Origin of the sequence: Streptomyces sp. NBC_00310 (assembly GCF_036208085.1) — a bacterium.
GTDB lineage: Bacteria > Actinomycetota > Actinomycetes > Streptomycetales > Streptomycetaceae > Streptomyces.
On the sequence record NZ_CP130714.1, the window covers coordinates 5,865,852 to 5,890,437 of the forward strand.

At 74.1% G+C, this 24,586-nt stretch carries 10 protein-coding genes; 6 read left to right on the top strand and 4 right to left on the bottom strand.

Annotated elements, in window-relative coordinates:
* The first annotated feature begins 65 nt into the window (after nucleotides 1-65).
* Nucleotides 66-956, top strand: a complete 891-nt coding sequence (locus tag OG202_RS25770; protein WP_327728659.1) for a LysR family transcriptional regulator — start codon at nucleotides 66-68, stop codon at nucleotides 954-956.
* A 75-nt stretch (nucleotides 957-1,031) separates the two neighbouring features.
* On the opposite strand, the gene OG202_RS25775 is transcribed toward OG202_RS25770, so the two are convergent.
* The 3 genes from OG202_RS25775 to OG202_RS25785 form a co-directional block, all read right to left on the bottom strand.
* A complete protein-coding gene (locus tag OG202_RS25775) occupies nucleotides 1,032-14,558 on the bottom strand; it encodes a non-ribosomal peptide synthetase/type I polyketide synthase (protein WP_328223642.1) in 13,527 nt (4,508 codons plus the stop codon).
* Nucleotides 14,559-14,820: 262 nt separating this feature from the next.
* Nucleotides 14,821-15,393, bottom strand: a complete 573-nt coding sequence (locus OG202_RS25780; RefSeq protein WP_328223643.1) for an AMIN-like domain-containing (lipo)protein — start codon at nucleotides 15,391-15,393, stop codon at nucleotides 14,821-14,823.
* 145 nt (nucleotides 15,394-15,538) lie between these two features.
* Nucleotides 15,539-16,276, bottom strand: a complete 738-nt coding sequence (locus OG202_RS25785) for a hypothetical protein (protein WP_326580245.1) — start codon at nucleotides 16,274-16,276, stop codon at nucleotides 15,539-15,541.
* 475 nt (nucleotides 16,277-16,751) lie between these two features.
* On the opposite strand from OG202_RS25785, the gene OG202_RS25790 reads away from it, so the two are divergent.
* The gene (locus OG202_RS25790; RefSeq protein ID WP_328223644.1) at nucleotides 16,752-19,745 is read left to right on the top strand and encodes a SpoIIE family protein phosphatase; all 2,994 of its coding nucleotides are present in this window, start codon (nucleotides 16,752-16,754) and stop codon (nucleotides 19,743-19,745) included.
* Between the two features lie 179 nt (nucleotides 19,746-19,924).
* Here the strand turns inward: OG202_RS25790 and OG202_RS25795 are convergent, their stop codons facing one another.
* The gene (locus OG202_RS25795; protein ID WP_328223645.1) at nucleotides 19,925-21,583 is read right to left on the bottom strand and encodes an alpha/beta hydrolase; all 1,659 of its coding nucleotides are present in this window, start codon (nucleotides 21,581-21,583) and stop codon (nucleotides 19,925-19,927) included.
* 249 nt (nucleotides 21,584-21,832) lie between these two features.
* On the opposite strand from OG202_RS25795, the gene OG202_RS25800 reads away from it, so the two are divergent.
* The 4 genes from OG202_RS25800 (at nucleotide 21,833) to OG202_RS25815 (ending at nucleotide 24,519) form a co-directional block, all read left to right on the top strand.
* Nucleotides 21,833-22,333 (top strand): signal peptide protein, encoded by a 501-nt coding sequence (locus OG202_RS25800; protein WP_328223646.1) that lies wholly within the window; start codon nucleotides 21,833-21,835, stop codon nucleotides 22,331-22,333.
* 161 nt (nucleotides 22,334-22,494) lie between these two features.
* Nucleotides 22,495-23,025: an RNA polymerase sigma factor gene (locus OG202_RS25805; RefSeq protein ID WP_327728653.1), complete on the top strand. Its 531-nt coding sequence runs from the start codon at nucleotides 22,495-22,497 to the stop codon at nucleotides 23,023-23,025.
* A 13-nt stretch (nucleotides 23,026-23,038) separates the two neighbouring features.
* Nucleotides 23,039-23,884 carry a hypothetical protein gene (locus OG202_RS25810; protein ID WP_328223647.1) on the top strand — a complete coding sequence of 282 codons (846 nt, stop codon included), beginning with the start codon at nucleotides 23,039-23,041 and terminating at the stop codon, nucleotides 23,882-23,884.
* 161 nt (nucleotides 23,885-24,045) lie between these two features.
* The gene (locus OG202_RS25815) at nucleotides 24,046-24,519 is read left to right on the top strand and encodes a carboxymuconolactone decarboxylase family protein (protein ID WP_326580232.1); all 474 of its coding nucleotides are present in this window, start codon (nucleotides 24,046-24,048) and stop codon (nucleotides 24,517-24,519) included.
* The last annotated feature ends 67 nt before the right edge of the window (nucleotides 24,520-24,586 follow it).

Below are 24,586 nucleotides of genomic sequence, written 5' to 3' on the forward strand. Positions count from 1 at the left end.
CGCGTCCAACGATTGATTTCGATCCAGTCCATCGGTTATGTCGATGGGAGGCCTAGGCTGGCGCCGTGGACACCCGACTGCTGCGCACCTTCACCACCCTCGCCCGGACCGGCGGCTTCACCGCCACCGCCGCCGAACTGCACCTCGCCCAGTCCACGGTCACCGTGCACATCCGCACCCTGGAGCGGGAGTTGGGCACCCGGCTCTTCGACCGGCTGCCCACGGGAACGCTGCTCACCGAGGCGGGCCGGCGGTTGCTGGAGGGGGCGGAGGAGGTCCTCGACGCCGTGGAGCGGCTGCGGGCCGGTGGCGGTGACGGAGACGGGGTCGTGAGGGGGCGGGTGCGGGTCGGCACCCCGGAGTCCCTGTGCTCGACCAGGCTGCCGGGCGTGATCGTGGCCCTGCGCGCGCATCACCCCGAGGTCGACGTCGACCTGTACGCGGCCGGTACGGCGGAGTGTGTCGCGGGGCTGCGGGCCGGGCGGCTGGATCTGGCGCTGCTGCTGGAGGGCGAGGCCGACTTTCCGGAGGTGACGGCCGAGCCGGTCGCGCGCGAGCCACTCGCCCTCGTGTGCGCTCCCCGCCATCCGCTCGCGACGCGTACGCGCACGGCCACCTGGGCGCAGCTGGCGACGGAGTCCTTCTTCCTGCTGGAGCAGGGGTGTTCGTACAGCGACGAGCTGGAGCGGCGGCTGCTCGCCGTGCCCGGGGCCGGTCCCCGGCTGACCCGGTTCGGCAGTGTGGACGCGGCGCGGTCCTGCGTCGCCGCCGGGCTGGGGCTGGCGCTGTTGCCGCTGACGACCGTCGAGGAGCATCTGAGTCAGGGGCGGCTGACGCGGGTGCGAGGGCCGCGCTTCGCGGATGTCCCCGTGCGGCTGGCCCGGCACCGCAGACGCTGGACGGCACCGGCGGCGGAGGCGTTCGCGCGGGAACTGGTACGGCAGTTGGACGTCTGAGAGAGGGCAGTCCCGGGGTGCCGTTCCCGCACCCCGTGCCGCCCGCCCGTGCTGCCGTCGAGCAGGTGCGGGTGATCAGCGCGACCGCCGGGGCGGGGGCAGGGCGGTCAGGGCCTCCGGTGGGACGGTGTGGTCGAGGAGATGGAGAGGGGCCGGGCGCACTCCGGCGGCCTCGGCGGCGTCCCAGTGGGCCAGGGCGCGGGGCAGGTCGACGAGGCCGTGGATCAGGGGCGGTTCCGTACCGGAGGCCCGGTCGGCGAGGTGGGCGTGGAGGAGGGACTCCAGGCGGCAGGAGGCGAGGGTGCCGGGGAGGTGGAGCGCGAGGTGGTGCTGGGTGCGGGCGCCCGCGTGGCCGGTGAGGGCGGCGGCCGGGAGGTCCGGTGACAGGTGCGTCTCGGTGGACTCCAGGGCCAGCAGGCCGCCTCCCACGATCAGTACGTCCCGCTCGTGCCGCATCCGCTCCAGGGCCCGCGCGGTGTCGAAACAGTGCGGGAAGGAGTCGTCCACGACGATCGTGCCGGGCCGCAGCCGGTCGACGTCCAGCAGGGTCGTCGGGCCGCCGCTGACCGCCGTGACGATGAGGTCGGACGCCTCGTAGACCTCGGCGGGGAGCGTCCGGGTGTCGGCCGACTCGACGACCCCTACGGCCGTGGCGGGATGGTCGGCCGACAGTTCCTCGGCGAGGTGGTGCAGGCGGGGAGCGCTGCCGGGCACGTCGCAGAGCAGGAGCCGGGCCGGTGGGCGGGGGCTGCGGGCCAGGAGCAGGCGCAGGGACGACGTGCCGATGGAGCCGCAGCCGACGACGGTGAGGGTGAGGTCGGCCAGGTCGCGGCCGGTCGCGTCGAGGGCGCTGCGGACGGTCTTGACCACGGCGACGGTCGTGGCCGCGTGGCCGGTGGTCAGCGTGGTCTGGGTGGTCTGGGTGGTGGGGGTCGCCGGGATCTCCCGGAGGACTTCGTAGCCGTAGCCGGTGAGGGACGGGATCATGCCGGCCAGGGAGACGCAGCGGGCGCCGAGGGATGCGGCGTGGTCCACGGCGTGTGCGGTCATGGCGGCCAGGGTGGTCGGGGCGGCAAAGGTGGTCGGGGTGGTCGGGGTGGCCCGGGTGGCCGGGTCGCCGGTGGGGAGTGGGCCGGTCAGTTCGTCGGCGAAGAGAGGGAGCGAGACGAAACCGGATCTGCCGAGGGGCGTGGTGACGCTTTCCAGGAGCCTGGCGCGGCCGTCAGGGAAGAGCAGGGCGCGGATCGCTTCACGGCTGGGTGCCGCGTCCGGGGGGAGCCCGGCGAAGGCGGCGAGGTGGTGAGGGGCGGGGAGGTAGCCGATGAGGGCGGCGTCGAGGGCGGGTTCGGGGGTGGGGTCGAAGGGGCGGGCGGTGGTGGCGTCGTCGTGCGGTGCCTCCTCCAGTCGACGGCTCAACTCCCGTGTGAAACGCGCGAGTTCGTCGAGCGTGAGAGCGGTCGCCGATGCTCGGGCGGTGACGCGCAGGCCTTCGCCGGTCGGTGACGGACGGACCGCCAGGAGGACGTCGGTGCCCACCGGCGGCGGGGCGAGCGCGGTGTCGGTGTCGTCGGCGTGGAGGGTCAGGCCGCTGTCGGGCGGTGTGCCGAGGGAGGTGAAGTCGAGGAACGTGAAGAAGAACTGGGCGGTGCGCGGGAGGCCTTGGGGCGTACGGAGGTCCAGGGGCCCGGTGGTGCGGGCCGCGATCGTCTCGGCGGTGATAAGGCGCAGGTCTTCGTCGAAGCCGGGGGCCGGGTGCGTGCTGTCGGACGGGGACGCCGGGCGCAGCGCCACGGCCTCGGCGAACGGGCCGAAGACGTGCTGGGCGTCCCGCGTGCTCTCGTCCCGGCCGGTGACGGCCAGGCCGAGGACCAGGTCGCGGCGGCCGGTGAGCGTGGTGAGGGCGCGGTAGTACGCGGTGAGGACGGGGGCGTGGAGCGTGGTGCCGTTGGTCCGGGCGAGCTGGCGCAGGGCGTGGGTGCGGCCGGCGTCGACGGTGAAGGACGTGGTGTGGAAGGCGGGCGCGGTGCCGTCCGGGTGGGGTGCGCGCAGGACGGGCGGGGTGTAGGGGGCGAGGTGGCGGGCGCGGTACTCCTCGGTCTCCGGTGTCGTGGGCGGTACGTCCCACGCCCGGGGTGCGGTGCGGTGGAGTGCGTGGTCGCGGAAGGTGGAGTGCGGGGGCTCCAGGCCGTGCGGGAGGCCGCGTTCGAAACGGCCGTACACGGTGAGGAGTTCGCGGGTGAGGAGGGCCGCGCTGTAGCCGTCGCCGATGAGGTGGTGGGCGTGGACGAGGAGGACGTGTTCGTCCGGCGCGAGAGTGAAGAGGCGCAGACGCAGCAGGGGCCAGGCCCAGGGTTCGAAGCGGCGGCCCGCCTCCTCGGCGGCCCGTTCCTCCAGCAGGCCGGGGTGGGCCAGGGTCTCCGTCTCGACGGGGAGCCTTAGGGAGGCGGGGAGTTCCTGCTGCACGGGCGGGCGGGCGCCGGCCGGGAAGACCGTGCGGAGCATGGGGTGCCGGGCCATGAGGACGTCGACGGCGCGTTGGAACAGGTCGGGGTCCAGGGGGCCGCGGATACGGAAACGGGCCAGCCAGGCGGGGTTGGCACCGTGAGTGCCGCGAGTGCCGTGAATACCGCGAGTACCGGGGACGTCGGGGGTGTTGGGGGCGTCGGGTGTACGAGGGCGGCCCGACGCGAGGGCGTCGGCGAGGAGGAAGCCCTGTTGGGAGGGCGTGAGGGGGTAGGGGGTTACGGGGTCGACCGCCTGTCGGCTCTCGGCCGGAGCGACTGCGGTGGTGTCGGCGGTGGTGTCGTCTGTGGTGGCGTCGATGGCTGCCGCCAGGGCGGTCAGGGTGCGGTGCGTGTAGACGGCGGTCGGGCGGGGCAGTGCGGGGCGTTCGTGGCGTAGGCGGGAGAACAGTTCCAGCACGGTGATGGAGTCGCCGCCGAGGGTGAAGAAGTCGTCCTGGCGGCTGATCTCGGACTCCGGTACGTCCAGCAGGGCGGACCAGGCGCGTGCCAGCAGGTGCTCGGTGGGGGTCGCGGGGGGCGTGCGCGGCGGGTCGGGGCGCGTGGCTTCGCTTCGGGGAGCGAGGCCGTTGCGGTCGATCTTGCCCGTGCCGGTCAGGGGGAGGGCCGGGAGGGAGTGGACACGGGCGGGGAGCATGTACGGGGGGAGGGTGCGGGAGAGGAAGGCGCGCACCTCGCGGGGGTCGAGCCGGCGGGGGTCGAGGGTGTGCGTGCCGGTCCTCGGCTCGACGTACGCCTCCAGCCGACCGTCGCGCAGCAGGACGGCCGCGCGGGCCACGCCCGGGTGGGTGAGCAGGGCGGCCTCGATCTCGCCGAGTTCCACACGGTGACCGCGGACCTTGACCTGGTCGTCGAGCCGTCCCAGGAACTCCAGTGTCCCGTCGGCCGTACGGCGGACGCGGTCGCCGCTGCGGTACCAGCGGCGGCCGTCCCGTTCGGTGAAGGCGGCGGCCGTGAGGTGGGGGTCGCCCAGGTAGCCGGGGGTGAGGCCGGTGCCGGCGATGAGGAGTTCGCCGGGTTCGCCCGGGGCGCGTTCGCGTCCGTCCTCGTCGACCACGGTCAGTTCCGTGCCGGAGATCGGGCGGCCGATGGGGAGGTGGCGTACGTCGTCGCCCGGGCGGGTGTCGATGATGTGGCAGGTGGCGTTGATGGTGGCTTCGGTGGGGCCGTAGAGGTTGGCGATGCGGTGAGGACCTGGGCCGCCGCCGGTGCCGGTGCCGTCGAGGGTGTCCAGGAGGTCGAACCATCGGCGTACGTGGGCGGCGGGCAGGGCCTCGCCGCCCACGTGGACCCAGCGCAGGGCGGAGAGGCCGGGGGGCGTGCCGTTGTCGCGGGTGCGGTCCTCGGCGGCGGTGAGCAGGCGTTCCCACAGCGTCGGGACCGAGCTCCACACCGTGATCCGGTCCGCCACGACGCGGTCGAGCAGGGCGTCGGGGTCGCGCAGCAGGTCGCGGGAGAGGGGGTGCACCGTGGCGCCGGCCAGCAGCGGGGCCAGCAACTGCCGTACGGAGGCGTCGAAACAGACCGAGGCGGTCTGCGCGAGCCGGTCGCCGGGGCCGTAGCCGAAGGTGGTCAGCGACCAGTCGAGGTAGTTCGTCATCGACCGGTGGGTGATGGGGACGGCCTTGGGACGGCCCGTCGAACCGGAGGTGAAGATGACGTAGGCGATGGCTTCGGGGGAGGCGGAGGGGGAGAGTTCGGGGGAGGTGGAGGGGGAGGGTTCGGGGGTGTCGATCGGTGGGGTGTCGGCCGGCTCGGACACCGGGACCGGGGTGACGCCCTCCAGACCGGTGGCCGCTTCGTGGGTCGCCGGGTCGCAGACCAGTACGCGAACTCCCGTACGGGACAACTGGTCCCGGTGCCGGGCGGTCGGGTGGGTGGCGTCCAGCGGTACCCAGCCGGCACCCGCCCGCAGGATGCCGACGACTCCGGTGACCGTGGCCGTGCCGCCCGGTTCGGTGAGGAGCCCGACCAGGTCGCCGGGGCGTACGCCGTGGGCGCGCAGCCGGGCGGCGAGGGCGGCGGAGGCGGTGTCGAGCGCGGCATAGGTGAGCGTGTTCCGGCCGCCGGCGGTGGCGACGGCGATGGACCGGGGGGTGGCGCGGAACCGGGCGCGGAGACGGTCCACGATCCCGCCGGTGCCGGTGCCGGTGCCGGTGCCGGTGGTGGTGGTGGTGTTCGTGGAGGACGTGCTGTCCGCGCTCTCCGCGCTCTCCGTGTCGTTCGTGTCGTTCGTGTTGTTCGTGACGGAGGGCGGGGTGGCTGAGGGGACCGCGACGGTGGCGTGCAGTTCCGTGACGTACTCGTCGGCGAGGCGGCGTACGGTCTCGGGGCGGAAGAGGCGGGCGGGGTAGTTCCACGACAGGCGCAGGGCGGCGTCGGCTTCCCAGCAGAGGAGGCCGAGCCGGGTGGCGGCGGAGGCGGTGGCCGCCGCCGTCGGGGTGACGGTGACCGGCCAGTCGGGGCCGTGGACCACGGGGAAGCGGGAGAAGCTGAACCCCGCTTCGGCCGCCGTGCGGGGTGCCGGGCCGGTGGTGGCCCGTACCTCGGACAGCAGCCGGGCGACGTCGGTGCTGCTCAGGGTCGCGTGCGCCTCGGCCTCCCGCCAGATCCGGCGCAGCCGGTCGGCGAGCGCGGTGACCGGTTCCTCGGGGTCGACGTCCACGAACACCGGCAGCGTGTCGGCCAGCGGCCCCACCAGACGGTCGATGCCGGCGATCGGCGACTCCCGCCGGGCCCGCGCCACGTTGACCGCCACGGCCCGCCGCCCGCTCCACCGCGCCAGACAACGGCCGTACACCGCCAGCAACAGGTGGAACAACGAGACCCCGTGCCGCGCGGCGGTCTCGCGGAGTGCGGCGGTCAGCGCCTCGTCGATACCGGTGCGGTGGTGGGTGAGGGGCGGGGCGGGCGGTGCTTCGGGGTCGCCGTCGTACGGCAGGGAGGGGGCTGCGGCCGGGGTGGCGGGGATGTGCGCGGCCAGCCGGTCGCGCCAGTAGTTCTGGTCCTGTGCGTACGCCGGGGACCGGCGCTCGGCGGTCATCGCGGCCGCGTAGTCACCGAACTCGCCCTTGAGGAGCGGGAGTTGGGTACTTTCGTCGCCGCGTGCCAGGGACGTGTAGAGCGTCCAGAGCTCCTCGGCGAGGAGCTTGAGGCTGAAGCCGTCGGCGGCGGCGTGGTGGACGACCAGGAGCAGGTGGGCGAGGTGCGCGTCGTCACGGTCGTGGACGAGGACGGCTCGTACCGGGTCCTCCCTCGTCAGGTCGAACGGGCGGTTGCAGAGGTCGTGTTCGAGCCGGTGGAGGTCGGGGTGCTCCCGTACCTCGTACCAGCGAGGCGCCGTGTCCACGGGGCCGGCGGGGGCGGCGTACTGGCGTGGGCGGGCGTCATCGTCGTCGGTGATCCGCATCCGCAGCATGGGGTGGCGGGCGGCGAGGTGGGCGAGTGCCCGGCCCAGGAGGACGGTGTCGAGGGGGCCGCTGACGCTCTGGCGTACGTAGCCGTAGGCGGTGATGCCCTCGTGGAGGGTTTCGGTGGTGTGGAAGGCGAGTTGGAGGGGGGTGAGGGGGAGTGGGAGGGGCGGGCGGTCGTCGGCTGTGGCCGTCGATGAGGGGTCGTTCGGAACGACGCTCGACGTCGGCATCGGAGTTGGAGTTTCGATCGCTGTCGGCATCGGGGTCGGTGGGGTGGTGGTGGCCAGGTGGGTGGCCAGTTCGCCGATCGTGCGGTGTTCGAAGAGGAGGGTGGCCGGGAGGGGACGGTCGAGTTCGCGTTCCAGGCGGCGGGCGAGGTCGACGGCGCTGAGGGAGTCCAGGCCGAGGGTGAGGAACTGTTCGTCGTCGCCGATGTCCTGCGGGGCGCGGTGCAGGGCCTCGGCGAGGAGGCGGCGTATGAGGGTGGTGACGGGGGACGTCCCGATCGGGCCGGGAGGGCGCCGAACGACAGGCTGGGGGTGGGCCGTTGCGGGGCGGGGCGTGGCGGGGCGGGGCGTGGCGGAGTCGGCGTCCGGGGGAAGGGGCGCCGGGGCTGCGGCGCCCACGCCCGTCACCAGCACGTGCGCCGCGTCCAGGCGGAGCGCCGCGTGAAGGCCTGCCAGGGCGGCCCGTGCGGTCATGGGGGCGAGCGTGAGTGCGTGTGCGTGGGTGGGGCCGTGTGCGTGGGTGGGGCCGTGTGACCGGAGCCGGGGTTGGGGGGCTGTTCCGTGCGCGAGGCCCGTGTCGGTGACGGGGCCGAAGGCGATCGACTGCCAGGGGCGGCCGGCGGCACGTTCGGCGGTGGCGAAGGCGTCGAGGAAGGAGTTGGCGGCGGCGTAGTCGCCGAGGGCGCCGGCGAGGCCGGGCAGGACGGCGGACACGGAGGAGAAGGCGACGCGTACGGCGCCCTCCTGGCCGTGCCGGCGCAGTGCTTCGGCGAGGAGTGTCGTGCCGCGCACCTTCGCGGCGAGTACGGCCTCGATCTCGTCGTCGGGCTTGCCGCGCAGGCTGCCGGGGCGGGCCGTGCCGGCCGCGTGGAACACGGCGTCCAGGGGCGGCAGGCCGGCGACGAGTTCGTCGATGTCGGCCGCGTCGGTGACGTCGGCTGCTTGATAGCGGGCGTGGGCGCCGAGGGCGCGGAGTTCGGTGAGCAGAGCGCGGGGCGGGGTGGTCGTGCGACCGGTCAGGACGAGGGTGGGGGTGCCGCGTTCCGCGAGGTCACGGGCGAGCGCGGAGCCGAGGCCGCCCGCGCCGCCGGTGATCAGATAGGTGCCGTTCGGGGGCAGTGGGGTGAGAGAGGGGGCCGGGGCGGGGGGCACGGCCGTACGGGCGAGACGGCGGCCGGTCCGCCAGGCGACGGTACCGCCCGCGCCGGAGCCGGGAGGGGCGGTGGGGCGGGCGTCCAACTCGCGCTCCAGCGCGTCGAGTCGGGCGTCGAGGGTGTCCTGGGCGGACAGGTCGACGCTCAGGGAGGAGAGGCCCGGGTGTTCCTCGGGGAGGGCCAGGGCGAAGCCGTGGAGGAGGGCCTGCGTGGGGCGGGGGCGGTGCTGGGGGGAGGGGTCGCCGGTGACGGTGACGGTGCCGGTGTCCGTGCCTGCGCCCGTGCCCGTGCCCGTGCCCGTGCTTGTGCTTGTGCCGGTGCTGTACGCGTTCTCCGTGACGAGCAGCAGGCGGGTGGGGGACGTGCCGAGCGAGGGCAGCACCTCGCGCAGGGCGGAGACGGCCGTGCTGGTCTCCGAGTCCGGGCCCGTGGCGTCATCGGCGAACCACAGCACGGCTTCCGGGGCGACCGACCGCTCCTCGGCTTCCGCCGGGGCTGCGGACGGGCCCGGCGTCGGCGTCGGTCCCAGCACGGTCACTCCGCGCCCGGTGAGCCGTTCGGCCAGGGAGCGGCGGAGTGTCGTGTCGGCCCCGGTCAGGCGTACGACGCGGGGGCCGGGGGCGGCGGTCAGCGGGGCGTCGCGCCAGAGGAGGGGCCGCGGGGTGGGTATGTCGTCGGGCGCGGGGAGTGCCGTACGCGGCGCGGTCGTCGTGACGGGCTCGGGTGCCGGGGCGAGGCGCTCCGGCCAGTGGTGGCCGCGTTGGAAGGGGTAGGTGGGGACGGGCACCCGTCGCCGTCCCGTGCTCCGGGCCGGGGCCGTCGGGGCGGTCGGGGACAGCGGTGACAGCGGTGACAGCGGGGTCCCGCGGGTCCAGAGCCGACCGACCGTTTCGAGCAGTGCCTCGGCGCCCGCGACCGGCAGCCTGATGGATTCCTCCTCCGGTCCCCTTCTCGTCCCCGTCGCCGCTCCTCTCCCGTACCCCCGGCGGTCCGAGGCGGCAGCGGCCAGCGCGGGCAGGACCTCCACCTCGGAGGGTGTGACGCCGGGATGTGCGGCGGCCACCGCGTGGATCGGGGCGGAGAGGGAGGCACCGGGGCCGAGTTCGACGAACGTGTCGTAGCCCTCGTCGAGGAGCCGGGCGACGGCGGGGCCGAAGCGGACGGGGCGGACGGCGTGGTCGCGCCAGTGGCCGGAGCCGGGAGTCAGGTCGGGGGCCCACTCGCCGGTGACGGTGCTCAGCATGGGCACGGTGGCCGGGTGCACGGTCAGGGCCTTCGCCGCGTTGTGGAGGGGGGCGAGTACGGGGTTCAGCATCGGGGAGTGGAAGGCGTGCGAGACGCGGAGGCGCCGCGCGGCCACGCCACGGGCGGTGAGCGCCGCGACCGCCCGGTCGACGGCCTCCGCCCCACCCGCCAGCACCACCTGCGTGGGCGAGTTGACGGCGGCCACGCAGAGCGTGCCGCCGGACTCGGCGACCACGGCGGCGACGGTGCCCTCGTCACCCCGTACGGCCGCCATGGCGCCCGGCGCGGCGAGCTCGCCCACCAGGCGTCCGCGTTCGGCGGCGAAGCCGACCGCCTCGGCCAGGGGCAGGGCCCCCGCGACGCACGCGGCGGCGATCTCACCGACGCTGTGCCCCACGACCGCGTCCGGCGTCACCCCCCACGCGGCCAGTTGCCCGGCCAACGCCACCGCGAACGCGACCAGCAACGGCTGCGTCACCTCCGTCCGGGCCAGGGCGGCGGGGTCGGCGTCCTCGTCCAGACACCAGGCGGCCAGGGTGCGGCCGAGTACCGGCCCCGTGAGGGACGAGGCCTCCTCCAGGACGTCACGGAACACGGGCGCCGAGCGGTACAACTCCCGCCCGAGACCGGGCCGTTGGGCTCCCTGACCGGGCAGAACGAACACCGTGCGGGGCCGGCTTCGAACAGGCCCCGTAGCCGCGCCCACGGAACCCGCCCGCCGAAGCGCATCGACCGCTCCGGCGGCAGCGGCCTCTTCCACTGCTCCGGCGGCAGCGGCCTCTTCCACCGCTCCGGCGGCAGCGGCCTCTTCCACCGCTCCGGCGGCAGTGGCCTCTTCCACGGCTCCGGCGGCAGCGGCTTCTCCCACCGCTTCGAGCCGCTCCGCGAGGTCTCCGTCCGCCACCACGGCCAGCCGGTACGGTCCCTCGTCCCGGGCGGTGTTGACGGTGGCGCACACGTCGCCCTCGTCCAGTTCGGGGTGGGCCCGCAGATGTGCGGCCAACTCGGCGGCGGCGACGCGTAGTGCGCCATCGGTACGCGCGGACAGGGTCAGGAGGTGCGGACCGTCGGTGGTACGGGGTGCCGTGGTGGCCGGTGGTGTCGCGGGCGCGTCGGCCGACGCGCGGGCGACGGCGGGCGTCGCGCTGAGCGGGACGGCGGACGTCGGCCCCGCCGCCCCGCCCCTCGCCGCCCCACCCGTCATTGCCCCACCTGTCATCGCCCCGCCTCTGGTCTCCCCGCCCCTGATCTCCCCGCCCCTGATCTCCCCGCGCCTGGTCTCCCCGCCCCAACCGCTCGGCGCCTCCTCCAGGACGGCGTGCGCGTTGGTGCCGCCGAAGCCGAAGGAGTTGACGCCGGCGGTCAGCGGGCGGCCCTCCGTGTCGGTCCAGTCCTCGGGTGCGGTGACGAGGCGGAAGCCGGGGGCGGTGTGTTCGAGGAAGGGGGCGGGTGGGGTGGTGTGGGGGGAGGGCGGGAGCCGGCGGTGGGAGAGGGCGAGGGCGACCTTGACGAGGGCGGGCATGCCGGCCGCGTTGAGGAGGTGCCCGAGGTTCGCCTTGACCGAGCCGAGCCGTCGCGGGACCCCGTCGGCGCGGGGCGGGAACGCCTGGCCGAGCGACCGGGCCTCGACGGGGTCGCCGATGGGCGTACCCGTGCCGTGCGCCTCGACGTACGACACCACGTCCGGATCGACGCCGCACTCCTCGTACGCCCGGCCGATCACCTCGCGCTGCCCGCGTGGCGTGGGGGCGAGGAGGCCGAGCGAGCGGCCGTCGTTGTTGACGGCCGTCCCGCGTACGAGGGCGAGGACCGGGTCACCGGCGGTGCGGGCGTCGGCGGGGCGGGCGAGGACGATCACCGCGCCGCCCTCCCCCGGTACGAAGCCGTCCGCGTCGGCGGCGAACGCCCGGCACCGGCCCGTCGGCGACAGCGCGCCCGTCGCTTCGAGGAGGCGGTGGCCGGTCGGGGTCAGGCCGAGGTTGACGCCGCCGACCACGGCGAGGTCGCACTCGCCGGACAGCAGGCTGCGGCGGGCCAGGTGCAGGGCGACGAGGGCGGAGGAGCAGGCCGTGTCGACGGCGAGGGCGGGGCCGTTCAGGTCCAGTACCTGGGAGACGCGGGCGGCGATCAGGTTGGGGAGGTTGCCGGTGAGGGCGGCCGGGTGGCGGGCGAGGTCCCCGTCGGCGGCCTCGGCGAGGATCTCGCGGTACCCGCTGTCACCGGCCGCCGCGAAGACCCCGACCCTGCGGCCGGCCCGCCGGGGGCCCGCGTACCCGGCACGCTCCAGCGCCTCATGGGCCAGCTCCAGGAAGATCCGCGCCTGCGGGTCGGTCGCCCGCGCCTCCGCCTCGTCCATACCGAAGAAGCCGGCGTCGAAGGCCGCGGGGTCGGGGAGGAAGCCCCCGGAGCGGGAAACCGGGCGGACCCCGTTCCCCCACCGGCCCTCGGGCACCCCGCCCACCGTCTCGCCCCCGGCCACGAGCAACTCCCAGAAACCCTCAGGCGTCCCGACCCCGGGAAACCGACAGGCCACAGCCAGTACGGCGACAGCCCCGGGAGGCCCGGCGTCGGCGCGCGGGCGGGGGTGGGCCTCGGCAGCGGCACGGGGACCCGCGTGAGCAAGGTGACCAGCGTCGGTGTCGGCGTCGCCCTCGGGAGCGGCGTGGCCTTGGGCACCGGCGTCGCCCTCGGGAGCGGCGTGGCCTTGGGCACCGGCGTCGCCCTCGGGCCTGGCGGCGGTATCGGCCCCGCCGGAGGCATCGGGACCGGCGGAGGCGTCGGGACCGCCGGAGGCGTCGGGACCGGCATCGGGTCTCGTCTTCGCCTCACCCTCGCTCAGCGAACCCGCAACCCCCTCAAGGGCCGCAGGCCCTTGAGGGGCACGGGGCTCTGACATGTGCGGCTCCGCCGCGTGGGCGCGACCAGCCACGACGTGCCCGCACCCGCCATCGGACAGCTCCCCCCGACCCATGAGGCGCCCACCGGCAACCGCACCCGCACCCCCCTCCCCCAACGACCCCAACGGACCCAACGACCCCAACGGCCCCAACGGCCCCAACAACCCCATCACATGCCCGGCCAGCCCCACCACCGTGTCGTGGTCCCGCAGCGCGCCCGGCTCCACCGTCACCGAGAAGACGTCCTCCAACCCGGCGAGCACGGCCATCGCCTTGAGCGAGGACCCCCCGAGGTCGAAGAACCGCTCCCGGAGCCCGACTTCGGACGCGGGCACCTCAAGAACACGCGCCCATATCCCCCGTACCGCCTCCTGGACCTCACGCAGCGAACGGGGGACGACCCCTCCCACCCCGGCCGCACTCCCCACCGCCGTACGCGGGGCGTCGGCCCAGCGCCCCTCGACCGCCGCGTACTCCCCGGCCTCGAACCGCCCCCGCAGCACCCCCCGCCGCAGTTTCCCGCTGGTCGTCCGCGCGAACGCCCCCGGCGGCAACGGCAGCACCCGCACGTCGTCGTGGCCGAGAGCCTCCCGCAGCCGCCCGGCGGCGGCACGGAGCACCGGCGCGGCGACCGAGGGCTCGGGTCGCGCCCACTGCACGAACGCGACGACCCGCTCGCCCCCGCCGTCCGGATCGGTGGACCCCACGACCGCCGCCACACCCGTGGGCAGCCCCGGCGTCGCGGCGACCGTCTCCTCCAGGTCCGCCGCGTGGAACGTACGGCCGTTGACGAACACCACGTCCTTGTGGCGCCCGGTGACGCACAGCCGACCCTCCCGCAGGAAGCCGAGGTCACCGGTACGCAGCCAGCCGTCACCCCCGAACGCCTCCGCGCTCGCCTCGGGCGCCCGGTGGTACCCGCGCCCCAACTGCGGCCCCCGCACCTCCACATGGCCGACCCGCAGCTCACCCAGCACGCCCCCGGACGCACCGGTGATCCGGACCTCGCAGCCCTCCACCGGCCGCCCCAGGTCCATCAACTCCACGGCGTGCGGCCCCGGTTCGGTCTCCTCCACCCGCCCCCGGCCGAGCGCCTCCCGGTCCAGCGACAGCGGCGTCGCGGTCTCGCCCAGCGGCGGTACGGTCACCGCCAGCGTCGCCTCGGCCAGCCCGTACACCGGCAGCGGCGCGCGTGGGTCGAGCCCCGCCGCGGCCGTACGCGCCGCGAACTCCCGCCAGACGCGCGGCGCGATCGGCTCGGCGCCGATGAGCAGCAGACGTACGCAGCCGAGGTCGAGGCCGCCGAGCGTGGTGGCCGGGACGCGGCGGACCGCGAGGGCGAGGGCGAAGTTCGCGGCCGAGAGGAGGGTCGCGCGGTGGCGGGACACGGCCTCGAACCACAGCGCGGGCCGCTTGGCGAAGGACAGCGGCTCTATGCGTATCTGCTTCAGGCGCGCGGCCATGGGGACGAGATGCGTGCCGATGAGCCCCATGTCGTGGAAGTACGGCATCCAGGTCGCGAGCACGTCGTCCGGGGTGATCGCCATCGCGGAGCGGATCTGGCGCAGGTTGGCGAGGATGCCGGCGTGGGTCAGCTCCACGCCCTTCGGGGCGCCGGTGCTGCCGGAGGAGAACTGGAGGAAGGCGATGTCGTCGGGGGAGGGGCGGGGGAGGCGCCGCGGCGGGCGCCCGCGACGGAGCTCGTCGAGCTTCAACACGCTTATGTGTCCGCCGAGTTGGGCGCTTCCTCCGATCACGCCGGTGACGACGGCGGCCGTCGACTCGTCCACCACCACGGGGGGCCTGCCGAGAAGTTCCCACACCGGGCCGATCCGGCGCGGCTCCGGGGCGAGGGGGACGGGTACGGCTCCTGCCGCCAGGGCGCCCCAGAACATCGGCTGGAAGGCGTCGCCCCGGTCGGCGACCAGCGGCAGCGGGGTGCCCGGTGTCACGCCCGCGGCGAGCAGGCCGCCCGCCACGCGCAGCGCGTCGTCGTGGAGTTCGGCGAAGGTGACCGTGTGCTCGCCGCCGTCCCCCCGGACGTGCACGACGGTCTGGCCGGGGGCCTCCCGCGCCGCCCCGAGCAGCACATCCAGCAGCGTCGACGCCGCTCCGCCGTTCACACGTTCATTCGATCTCTCCACCGTCCGGACCCTACAAGTCGGTTCGTACGGAGCATCGTCGCCGCCGAACGCCCGCGTGTCCGAGCCGCTGGGGTCGCCGAACCGCTGGACCACCTCGCCGAGGACCCGCATCCGGACGTCAGGGAGGCCATGGAAGCGGTACGGGAGGGGGTAGTCCGCCGCGTCGGACGCACCGCGCGACCGTACGGCGTCCGCCCCCCCGTCCGAGCCCTCAAGCCCCGAGCCCCCGAGCCCCCGAGCCTCGAACTCCCGAGCCCCCTTGCTACGTCCAGCTGTGCGCCACGTCCACGACCAGGCGGTCGGGGAGTTGGAGCACCCGGAACGGCAGGCGGGCGCGGACACCGACGCCGATCTGGGTCTCGCCCTCGAAGCTGCCGGCGAAGCGGGTGTCACGGAAGGTGCGGTAGCCGGTGAGGTTCACGCCGGGCAGGGGCTTGGCCACCTTGCCCGGGTACGCGACGCCGCCGGTCTCGGGGTCGTAGCTCGGCGCGGCGATCCGGATTTCGAGGATGGCCCCGCCGGTCACCGGGATGAGCGCGCCGGAGGCGGACTGGTGGAGCTGGTCGACGTACTGGACCCAGTAGCCGAGGCTGTCCCCGCCGCCGGGGACGTCGAACACGATGCGGTCGAAGCAGTCGTGCCGGCCGGTCCTGATGTCCGACAGCGGCACCGAGCCGCTGTCGGGGCTGCCCTTGACGCCACTGCCCCAGCCCGTCGGACAGGCCGTCGCGGCACGCGCGGCGCCCCCCGGCGCGGCGCTCGCGGTGACCGCCGTCGTCGCTATCGCGGTTCCCGCGAGCGCGAGTGCCACGACCACTGCTCCGATTCGTCGCATGATGCCCCCCTTGGTGACGCAACGCTGAGGTGGCGCTGGTATCGGGTGAGACGACCGGATATGGCGGAAGGTTGTACTCCGGGGCCCGCGGAAGTGTCCCAGGCATGTAACAGCGGGCCCGGCCGCCCCACGGCTCCCGGGCCGGCTACTTCTGGGCCACGGGCGAGCCGCTGCGCTCCGGATGGCGGCGGCGGGCCGTCGGGGTGGGGGACGGGACCGTGTGGAGGAGGGGAGCGGTGGCGGGGCGTCCGGGCCCGGTGCCGGGCGGGCGGCTCACGTACTGGCTGTGCAGGCTGTCGTCGATCCGCCAGAGGATGCCCGTGGTCCGGCCCGTGGGGGCCGCCGGGTCGAGTTTGGCCGTGAAGGACGCCAGGCGGTCGTAGAGGGTCCTGGCGCGGGCCCCGGTGGCGGTGAGCTCCGAGGCCGTGGCCTCGCGGAGGGCGTCGAGCACGAGGACCAGGTTGTGGCCGGAGAGCTGGACGTCCTGCATGCCGCCGTCGGCCTTGGTGATGCGGCCCGCGGGCAGATTGGGGTCCGCCGTGAAGTGGGCCGCCCTGGTCGCGGTCGGGCCGACCCGGTCGTACGGGTCGCGGGTGCTCTGGGTCCAGCCGGGCTCCCAGACGCCGAACGCCGTGCGGGCCAGGAAGGTCCAGGTGTCCTCGTGGCAGCGCAGGGTCAGGTAGGAGACGCCGGCCGCGCGCCGGAGTGTGTCGTTGTGCTGTTCGAGGGCGACCCGGTTCGCGGCGAGGGCGGCCTGGAGGATGACGCGGTCCTCCTCCCGCCAGCGCGTCTCCTGCTCACCGCGCTGAGCCTTCAGATCTCGTTTGAGCTGCTGGTTCTTCGCGTACTGCTCGACGAACGTCTTGACCAACGTCTGGAACATGGCGCCTGCTGAGGTCGGGCCGGACATGCTGGGGTCGCGACAGCCTGGTGTCGCAGCGGCCCAACGACGGTCGGCGGATCCTGGTCACGCCGACCGCCCTGTTCATGTATCAATGGGCTTGTGTGTCAATGGGCCCGCCTTCCCGCCTCCCCGCCCGACGGGCTCGTAGGAGCCGACCGGGGGTCCCCATGGTGAAGTTGACCGCGCCCTCGGGGAGGACGAGCGTGCGGGCGGTTGAGGAGCCGTCGGCGGTGGTGTCCGGCGCGGATGCGCCGGCCGTCTGCGCGAGCGCCGCGCGGTACCGCCCGTGATCCATGATCCATGTGTCAACTGGCTCTGGAATATGCGCAGTTGACGTGCATGTCCGACCGCGGTCGACGTGCGTGTCGGACCGTGGGGGACGGGCCGGGGGAGTCGCTGTGGAATTCCTGTGGCGGTCTGCCTTACGTGTGGGTAGAACGTTAGGGTCTGCCGTATGAACGCACGGCTGGCCCTGCTCAGCACGGTGGATCCCGGCCTCGCGGAGAGCGAGGTCTTCCGGCTGGCGCTCCAGCACGCGGTCGGTGAACTCGGCGCCCTCGGGGGGATGATCCACCTGAGGGGCCCCATGTCCGCCCTGCGTCTGGTGTCGGTCACCGGCCTGCCACCCGCCCTCACCCGCCCCTGGGAGATCATCGACCAGGAGGGCCCGCTGCCCCCGGCCCGCGCCCTGCACACGGGCAGCGGAGTGTGGTCGCCGCTGGGCTCCATGGCCATCGCCTGGCCCGGCACCGGTCTCGCCGCCTTACCCGTGTCCGGCTGCGACCGCACGATAGGCGCGCTCACCGTCCTCACCGGCGACGGGGGCGAACCCACCGGCCCGCAATGGGACTTCCTGCGGGCGGTCGTCGACTGGACCCAGGAGCGCATGGCGCAGGCGCCGCCGCCGTCCCGCCCCGCGCAGACCGAGCTGAACGGCGAGCGGCTGCGGCAGGCGCTGAAGGAGGTCAGCGTCGGCTCCTGGGACTGGGACATCCGCACCGGCGACCTGATCTGGGACGAGGCCGCCCTGGAGCTCTACGGCACCCGGCCCGCCGAGTTCACCGGAAAAATCGAGAACTGGATGCGGATCGTCCACCCCGACGACCTGGCACCCACCCTGGCGGCGGCACAGCGGGCGATCCGCGACCGCACGGTGTACGAGGCGGAGTACCGCGTACGGCGCCTGGACGGCACCTGGGGCTGGACGCAGGCCCGCGGCCGGGCCACCTACGACGAGCACGGCGAACCCCACCGGATGATCGGCGTCGGCTGGGAGAGCAACGAGTCGCGGTCCGCGCGGGACGCGCTCAGCCGGGCCCTGCGGCACATGAGCGACAGCTTCCTCGCCGTCGACGACGACTGGCGGATCACCTTCGCCAACCTGGAGGCGGAACGCACCCTCGGCCTCTCCGAGGAGGAACTGTTCGGGCGGCTGCTGTGGGACCTGCCCTCCGTGCGCGAGACCCCCGGCCTGGAGAACCGCTGCCGGGAGGCCGCCGCCGAGGAGAAACCCGCCGGGTTCGACGTCTACATGCCGGGCCACGACCGCGTCTGGCACCTGCGGCTGGTCCCCGGCCCCGACGGCCGCACCATCTACTTCACCGACGTCACCGAGATACGACGGCACGAGGAGGAGCGCCGTGACGCCGAGCGCGCGGCCTCCGAACGGGCCCACCGCATCGCCGCGTTGACCACCGCGCTCGCCAAGGCGACCACCTCCGAGGACGTCGTCGACGCGGTCGCCCTGCGGGTGCTGCCGCCGTTCGCCGCCACCGGCCTCCTCGTCCAGGCCGTCGAGGGCGGCCGGCTCCACAACGTCGGCGCCGTCGGCTACTCGGCCGACTTCATCGCCCTCGTCAACCACCGCCCCAGGACCCCGTACGGCCCCGCCTGGGACGCGATCAACACCGGCACCCCGATCTTCATCTCCTCACCGCAGGAGTACGCCGCCTACGTCCCCCAGCACGCCGACCTGCCCGGCCGGGCCGGGAAACAGGCCTGGGCGTTCCTGCCGCTGACCGCGTCCGACCACACCTTCGGCGTGTGCGTCGTCTCCTTCGACAGGCCGCGCCGCCTCACCGACGAGGAACGCACACTCCTCACCGCGATCAGCGCCCTCCTCGCCCAGGCCCTGGAACGCGCGCGCCTCTACGACCTCGAACACACCCGGTCCCGCGAACTCCAGCGCGCCCTGCTCCCCCAGGACCTGCCCGACCTCGCCGCCTGCGAGTCCGCCGCCCGCTACCTCCCGGCCGGGCAGGGCATGGACGTCGGCGGCGACTGGTACGACGTCATCCCGCTCTCCAGCGGCCAGGTCGCCCTCGTCGTCGGCGACGTCATGGGCCACGGCCTGTCCGAGGCCGCCACCATGGGCCGCCTCCGCACGGCCGTCCACACCCTCGCCGACCTCGAACTGCCCCCCGACGAGATCATGAGCCACCTCAACGACATCGTCGGCTCCCTGGGCGAGGACTCGTACGTCACCTGCCTCTACGCCCTCTACGACTCCACCACCCAGGTCTGCTCCATCGCCCGCGCCGGGCACCCGCCCCCCGCCCTGGTCCTCCCCGACGGCACGGTGCGCTTCCCGGAGTGGACCGCCGACCCGCCGCTCGGCGCGGCCGAGCCGCCGTTCGAGACGGTCGAGCTGTCGGTGCCCGACGGCAGTCTGCTGGTGCTCTACACCGACGGCCTGGTCGAGTCGGCGAAACGGGGCATCGACGACGGCATGGCCGATCTGGCCCGGCTGCTGCGCACCGCCCACGAGGACGGCACCGCCGCCGACCTGGAACGCCTCTGCGACACCCTCACGCACGGCCTGCTCCCCGCCGAGCTCGCGGCGGCCGACGACGCGGCCTTCCTCGTCGCCCGACTGCACGCCCTGACCGCGGACCGGATGGCCTCCTGGCCCCTCCTCGACGACCCGAAGGCCGCCGGACAGGCCCGCCGCCACGTCCGCGACCAGCTCGCCGCCTGGGGCCTGGACGACCTCGCCCCCACCACCGAACTCCTCGCCAGCGAACTCGTCGGCAACGTCGTACGCCACGCCAAGGGCCCCGTCCGCCTGCGTCTCCTCCATGACTCCGCGCTGGTCTGCGAGGTCTTCGACGGCAGCCTCACCATGCCCCGCATACGCCGGGCCACCGACACCGACGAGGGCGGCCGGGGCCTCCAGCTCATCACCGCCCTCTCCCAGCGGTGGGGCACCCGCTACACCGCCACCGGCAAGTGCATCTGGACCGAACAGTCCCTCACCGGCCCCGACCTCCACCGCGCCCCGCCGGCCGACCCGCTGGAGCACCTGTTCCTGGTCCCGGAGGACTTCGACGGGGACCTGGACGCGCTCCCCTTCGACGACCTGGACATCGACCCGGACCCGGAGAAGGACCCGGAGAAGGACCCGGACCCGGAGAAGGAGCAGGAGCAGGAGCAGGAGAAGGAGCGGTGACGGAGGACGGCGTCGAGGTGGAGCGGGCCCCGTAGACGTGCCGTGGACGTGCCGCGGACGTGCGGAACCCCGGGGCGCCCGCCGTGGAGGGGCGGGCGCCCCGGGGTTCGCGTCGGTCGATCGGTTCGGCGAGCAGATCTGCTCGCCGAACCGATCTGTTCACCGAACGGGTCAGCCGGTCAGCTCACGTCGCCGATGCGGTCGACGCGCTCGTTGACGCCGTTGCGCAGTTCGCCCAGGGTCGTGCCGGGCGGCGCGACCTTCGGGGTGGAGGACGGCGGCTGGGTCTCGTCCGCGCAGGTCGCGCCGGAGGCCGGGACCTTCAGGTCGACGAGGTAGTTGATCACCGCGTCCGTCGCGCAGGCGCTGCGGCCGAACGCGGTGTGGCCCTCGGCGTCGAACGTCAGCAGCGCGGCGTTGTCGAGCTGCCGGGACAGGGCGATCGCGTCCTGGTACGGGGTGTCCGGGTCACCGGTGGTGCCGAGGACCAGGATGGGCGCCGAGCCCCTGGCCCGGAAGGAGCCGTCGTAGCGGCTGACCTTCTCGGCGGGCCACTGGACACACGCGGTGGCGTGCTGGTGGTCGTAGGTCGGCGGACCGAACGCCATGGCAGGGCCGAGCAGCGGCGCGGCCGCCGCGTTGGACCTGACGTTCCACTCCAGCTTGCGCAGGCTCTTCGGGTAGTCCTTGTCGACGCACTCGACGACCACGTTCGGGCCGAGGAAGTCGAAGCTGGCCGGGGACGGCGGACGCAGCAGGAAGGAGGTGTTGTCCCGCAGCTGCGCCTTCTTCAGCGCCGCGCCGAGCGAGGGCCAGATGACCTTGCCCTCGTTGATGTTGAACATCAGCCGGTAGACCAGGGTGTAGCCGTTGGCCTTGCCGCCGCTCGCGGTCGTCACGGGGTTCGCGTCGAGGTCGCTCTTCAGCTGCTCGAACGCCCCGCGCGGGTCTCCGTCGCCGAAGCCGCAGATCGCCTGGTCGGCGGCGCACCAGTCGAGGAAGCGGCTCATCGCGCCGTCCAGCGCCAGGTACTGCGACCGGTCGTAGGCGTAGGGGCGGTTGGCGTAGTGGTCGGGGTCGTACGCCCCGTCGAGCGTCAGGGCCCGCACCCGCTTCGGGAACATCGCGGCGTAGACGGTGCCGATGTACGAGCCGAACGACCGGCCGTAGTAGGTCAGTTGCTCCTCGCCGAGGGCCTGGCGCAGCAGGTCGATGTCGCGGGCGACGTACTCGGTGCCGACGTACGGCAGCAGCGAGCCCGAGTTGGTCTGGCAGGCCTGGTCGAACTCGGCGGCCTCGCTCAGCGCCGGACCGTAGGCGTCCGGGCCCGGGACGCCCTTGGCGTCGGTGACGGCCTTGGTGTAGCGGGCGTCGTCGAAGCAGGTGAGCGCCGAACTGCGGCCGACACCACGGACGTCGTAGCCGAAGACGTCGAACGAGTCGCGCAGCGCGGCCGGGAGGCCCGCGTAGTTGTTGCGGACGAAGTCCACCCCGGAGTTGCCCGGTCCGCCGGGCTGCATGAAGAGCGTGCCCTTGCGCTTCGTCTGGTCGGCGGCCTTCTTGCGGACCACCGCGAGGGTGATCTTGGTGCCCTGCGGCTCCCGGTAGTCCAGCGGCACGTCGGCGTTGGCGCACTCGAAGCCGCCCTGGCAGTCGGACCAGGTGAGCGTCGGCACGGGCGGCGGCGGTGTCTTCGTCGACTGGGCCTGCCGCGTCGTGTCCGGCGCGGCCATCGCCTGGGTCGCCGTCCCCGTCGCGGCGAGGACGAGCGCGGCCAGCGCGGCCCCGGCGAGTCTGAGGCGCGAGAAGCGTCTCGTCGCGTGGTGATACGTGGTCATGGGTGTTGCCCCCCTGGGCTGTTGAGTCCCCTGGACCCCACTGGTCGAGGTGGGGTCGGAGACTGTCTAGCTCAAGAGAGGGGAAATTGGCCAGGCGGGTGCCACGGTGGCCGACATTCCACGGTATCTCTCCACTACCCGACGGTAGTTACCGTCTTCGGGCATCCCTTCGTAATCTTGGAAACGTCCCCGGCCGGTGTCCAGCGATGGGGCCGGCCGGACCCCCCACCTCACGAAGGATCCGCGCACGTGTCATCAAAGAACAGCCGTCTGAGGGTCGCCTTCCTCGCCGTGGCCCTGGCGGCCGCCGGTCTCGCCCTCGCGGGCCCCGCCGCGGCGGCCACGCCGCAGGCCGCCACAGTCGCCACGACCCAGCAGACGCCCGCCATACCCGTCGACTTCGTCGACCTCGCCACCGGCCCGCTCGCGGCGGACGGCGAGAGCCACGAGGTCACCCTCACCTACCGCAACGACTCGGCGGCGGACCGGACCGTCGCCCCGCAGCTCCTGGTGGAGTCGCCGGACGCCGGCCCGTTCCTCGACCCGACGGACGTCAAGGTCGAGCGCCGCACCGCCGGCGGCTGCTGGAAGGCCGTCGACCTCGGCAGCCAGACCGGCACCCTCTTCACCGACCTGACCACCGCCCGGCGTACCCTGCCGGCCGGCGCCACCCTCACCGAGGTCTACCGCGTCACCGTCACCGACCCGGCGGCCCAGGGCACCGTCCACCCGAGGATCGCCCTCTACTGACGGCCCGCCACACTCCCGCACCGCCCATGAACAGGGCCGGGCCCAGCTCCTCGGAGCGGGCCCGGCCCTTTCGCGTGGGCCGGGGCGGCTTTCGCTCGAACTCTCCTGTTGCACCTGTGGCCGTCGTGGACACGTAGGGGCGGAAGCTACGGAAGGAAGCCATGCCCATCGACACCGAGGCCCAGTTCACGGACGTGTACCGGGCCCACTACGAGGACGTGCTGAGGTTCGTGCGCAGGCGCGCCCATCCCATGAACGTCGACGACATCGTCGGCGAGACGTTCCTCGCGGCGTGGCGCAGGCGCCGCGAACTCCCCGAGGACCCGCGCCCCTGGCTGTTCGGCACGGCCCGCAAGGTGATGCTGAACGCCAACCGTGGCATGCGCCGGCACACCGCGCTCGCCGTGCGCGTCCAGCAGGCCGCCGAGACCGGCGGCCACACCAGGGCCGCCGACCCGGCCGCGCTGGTGGACGGCCGGACCGACCTCGCCGCCGCCTGGCAGGCACTCGCCCCGGCCGACCAGGAAGTCCTCGCCCTGCACGTGTGGGAACAGCTCTCCGCCAAGGACGCGGCGAAGGTCCTCGGCTGCACGCGCGCCGCGTACGCCATGCGCCTGACCCGTGCCAAACGCCGTCTCGCCGCCCGCCTCGGGCCCACCGCCACCACGCCCGCCCTCGCCACGACGTTCTGACAGGAGCCCCGCGATGAACCACCACACGGCCAGGAACGACGGCACCGCCAAGCCCGGCGACACCGCCACGAACGACACCCTGCTGTCCCGCCTCGCCCCCCTCGACGCCGCGCCCCGCACCGAGCCGACCGCCGCCGAACTCGACCGCGAGGAGACGCTGCTGCGCACGATCCTCGACGACACCGAGCCCGCGCGCCGTTCGGTCCGCCCCGCCTCCCGCGCCCCCCTCGTACGCCGCGTCTCCTTCACCCTGGCCGGCGCGCTCGCGGCGGGCCTCGCCGTGCTCACCGCCACGGGCGGACTGTCCGGCCTCCCCGGTTTCGGCCCCCAAGGCCCCCTGTCCTCGGCGGAGTTGGCGAGCTGGACCGGCACGCCCCGCAGCCTGGACTCCGCCGGTGCCGAGGGCTCGGCCGCCGAGAAGGCGTGCCTGGACCTGACGAAGGACTACGGCTCCGGACCCGCCGACGTCAGCAACGCGGACATCCGGGGCAGCGTGGCCTCGATGGTGGTCAGCCGCGGCGGCGACGCGGCGTACTGCCTGGCCGCCTCGGACGGAAACGGGATCACGATGTCCGTCTCCCCGGCCCTGGACCTCCCCGCCGACGGCATCGAGCTGGACACCTACGGCGCTCGGGGCGAGGGCTCCGGCCAGGTCAACTACGCCGTCGGGTCCGTCGGTTCGGACGTCGAGAAGGTCACCGTCCGCGACCGCGGCCACACCGTCCACGCCACCCTCCAGGACGGCCGCTGGACCGCCTGGTGGCCCGAGGGCGACCGCTACGGCCTGCTCACCGGCACGGTCACCCTCACCTTCACCGACGGCACGACCCGCACGATCCAGAGCCCGGACCTGCCGTAGCCGCCCGGGACCGACCGGGCTCGGATTCCGCCGGACCGACCGGTCGGCGACGGTGAGGACGGAGTCGAGGTGACGGGGGTCACACCCGCCCCCTGTCACATCCGCCCGGGGTCCTTCCGTCCTTGTGTTGTCACCGCATACGACGACACAAGGAGCCCGCCATGGAAGCGCGTCTGAACCTGCTCGCCAACCCCATCACCGGCAAGCTCGTCAAGCACCTCGTCGGGGCCGACAAGGTGATCACCGGGACGGAACTGCCCCGCTCCACACAGGAGTTGGTGAAGATTCGCGCCAGCCAGATCAACGGCTGCGGGTACTGCCTCGACATGCACACCAAGGAGGCCGCGCACGCCGGGGAGACCGCCCAGCGGCTGCACATGGTGGCCGGCTGGCGGGAGGCCAAGGTCTTCACCGACGCCGAGCGCGCCGCGCTGGAGCTGACCGAGCAGGGCACCCGGATCGCCGACGCGGCGGGCGGTGTTCCCGACGAGGTCTGGGAGAACGCGGCGAAGCACTACGACGAGGACCAGCTCCTCGCCCTGGTGGCGCTGATCGCCCTCATCAACACCTTCAACCGGCTGAACGTCATGGTGCAGCAGCCGGCCGGTGACTACCAGGTCGGCATGCTCGGCTGACCGGGGCCACCCACCCCTCGACGACACACGACGAACCCCCGGGCCGTTCCACGGAACGGCCCGGGGG

What these genes read in the sequence shown, in the direction of transcription:
- OG202_RS25785 (WP_326580245.1), bottom strand. Translation starts at nt 16,276, where the DNA reads ATGTTCCAGACGTTGGTCAAGACGTTCGTCGAGCAGTACGCGAAGAAC.
- OG202_RS25805 (WP_327728653.1), top strand. Translation starts at nt 22,495, where the DNA reads ATGCCCATCGACACCGAGGCCCAGTTCACGGACGTGTACCGGGCCCAC.
- OG202_RS25790 (WP_328223644.1), top strand. Translation starts at nt 16,752, where the DNA reads ATGAACGCACGGCTGGCCCTGCTCAGCACGGTGGATCCCGGCCTCGCG.
- OG202_RS25815 (WP_326580232.1), top strand. Translation starts at nt 24,046, where the DNA reads ATGGAAGCGCGTCTGAACCTGCTCGCCAACCCCATCACCGGCAAGCTC.
- OG202_RS25780 (WP_328223643.1), bottom strand. Translation starts at nt 15,393, where the DNA reads ATGCGACGAATCGGAGCAGTGGTCGTGGCACTCGCGCTCGCGGGAACC.
- OG202_RS25795 (WP_328223645.1), bottom strand. Translation starts at nt 21,583, where the DNA reads ATGACCACGTATCACCACGCGACGAGACGCTTCTCGCGCCTCAGACTC.
- OG202_RS25810 (WP_328223647.1), top strand. Translation starts at nt 23,039, where the DNA reads ATGAACCACCACACGGCCAGGAACGACGGCACCGCCAAGCCCGGCGAC.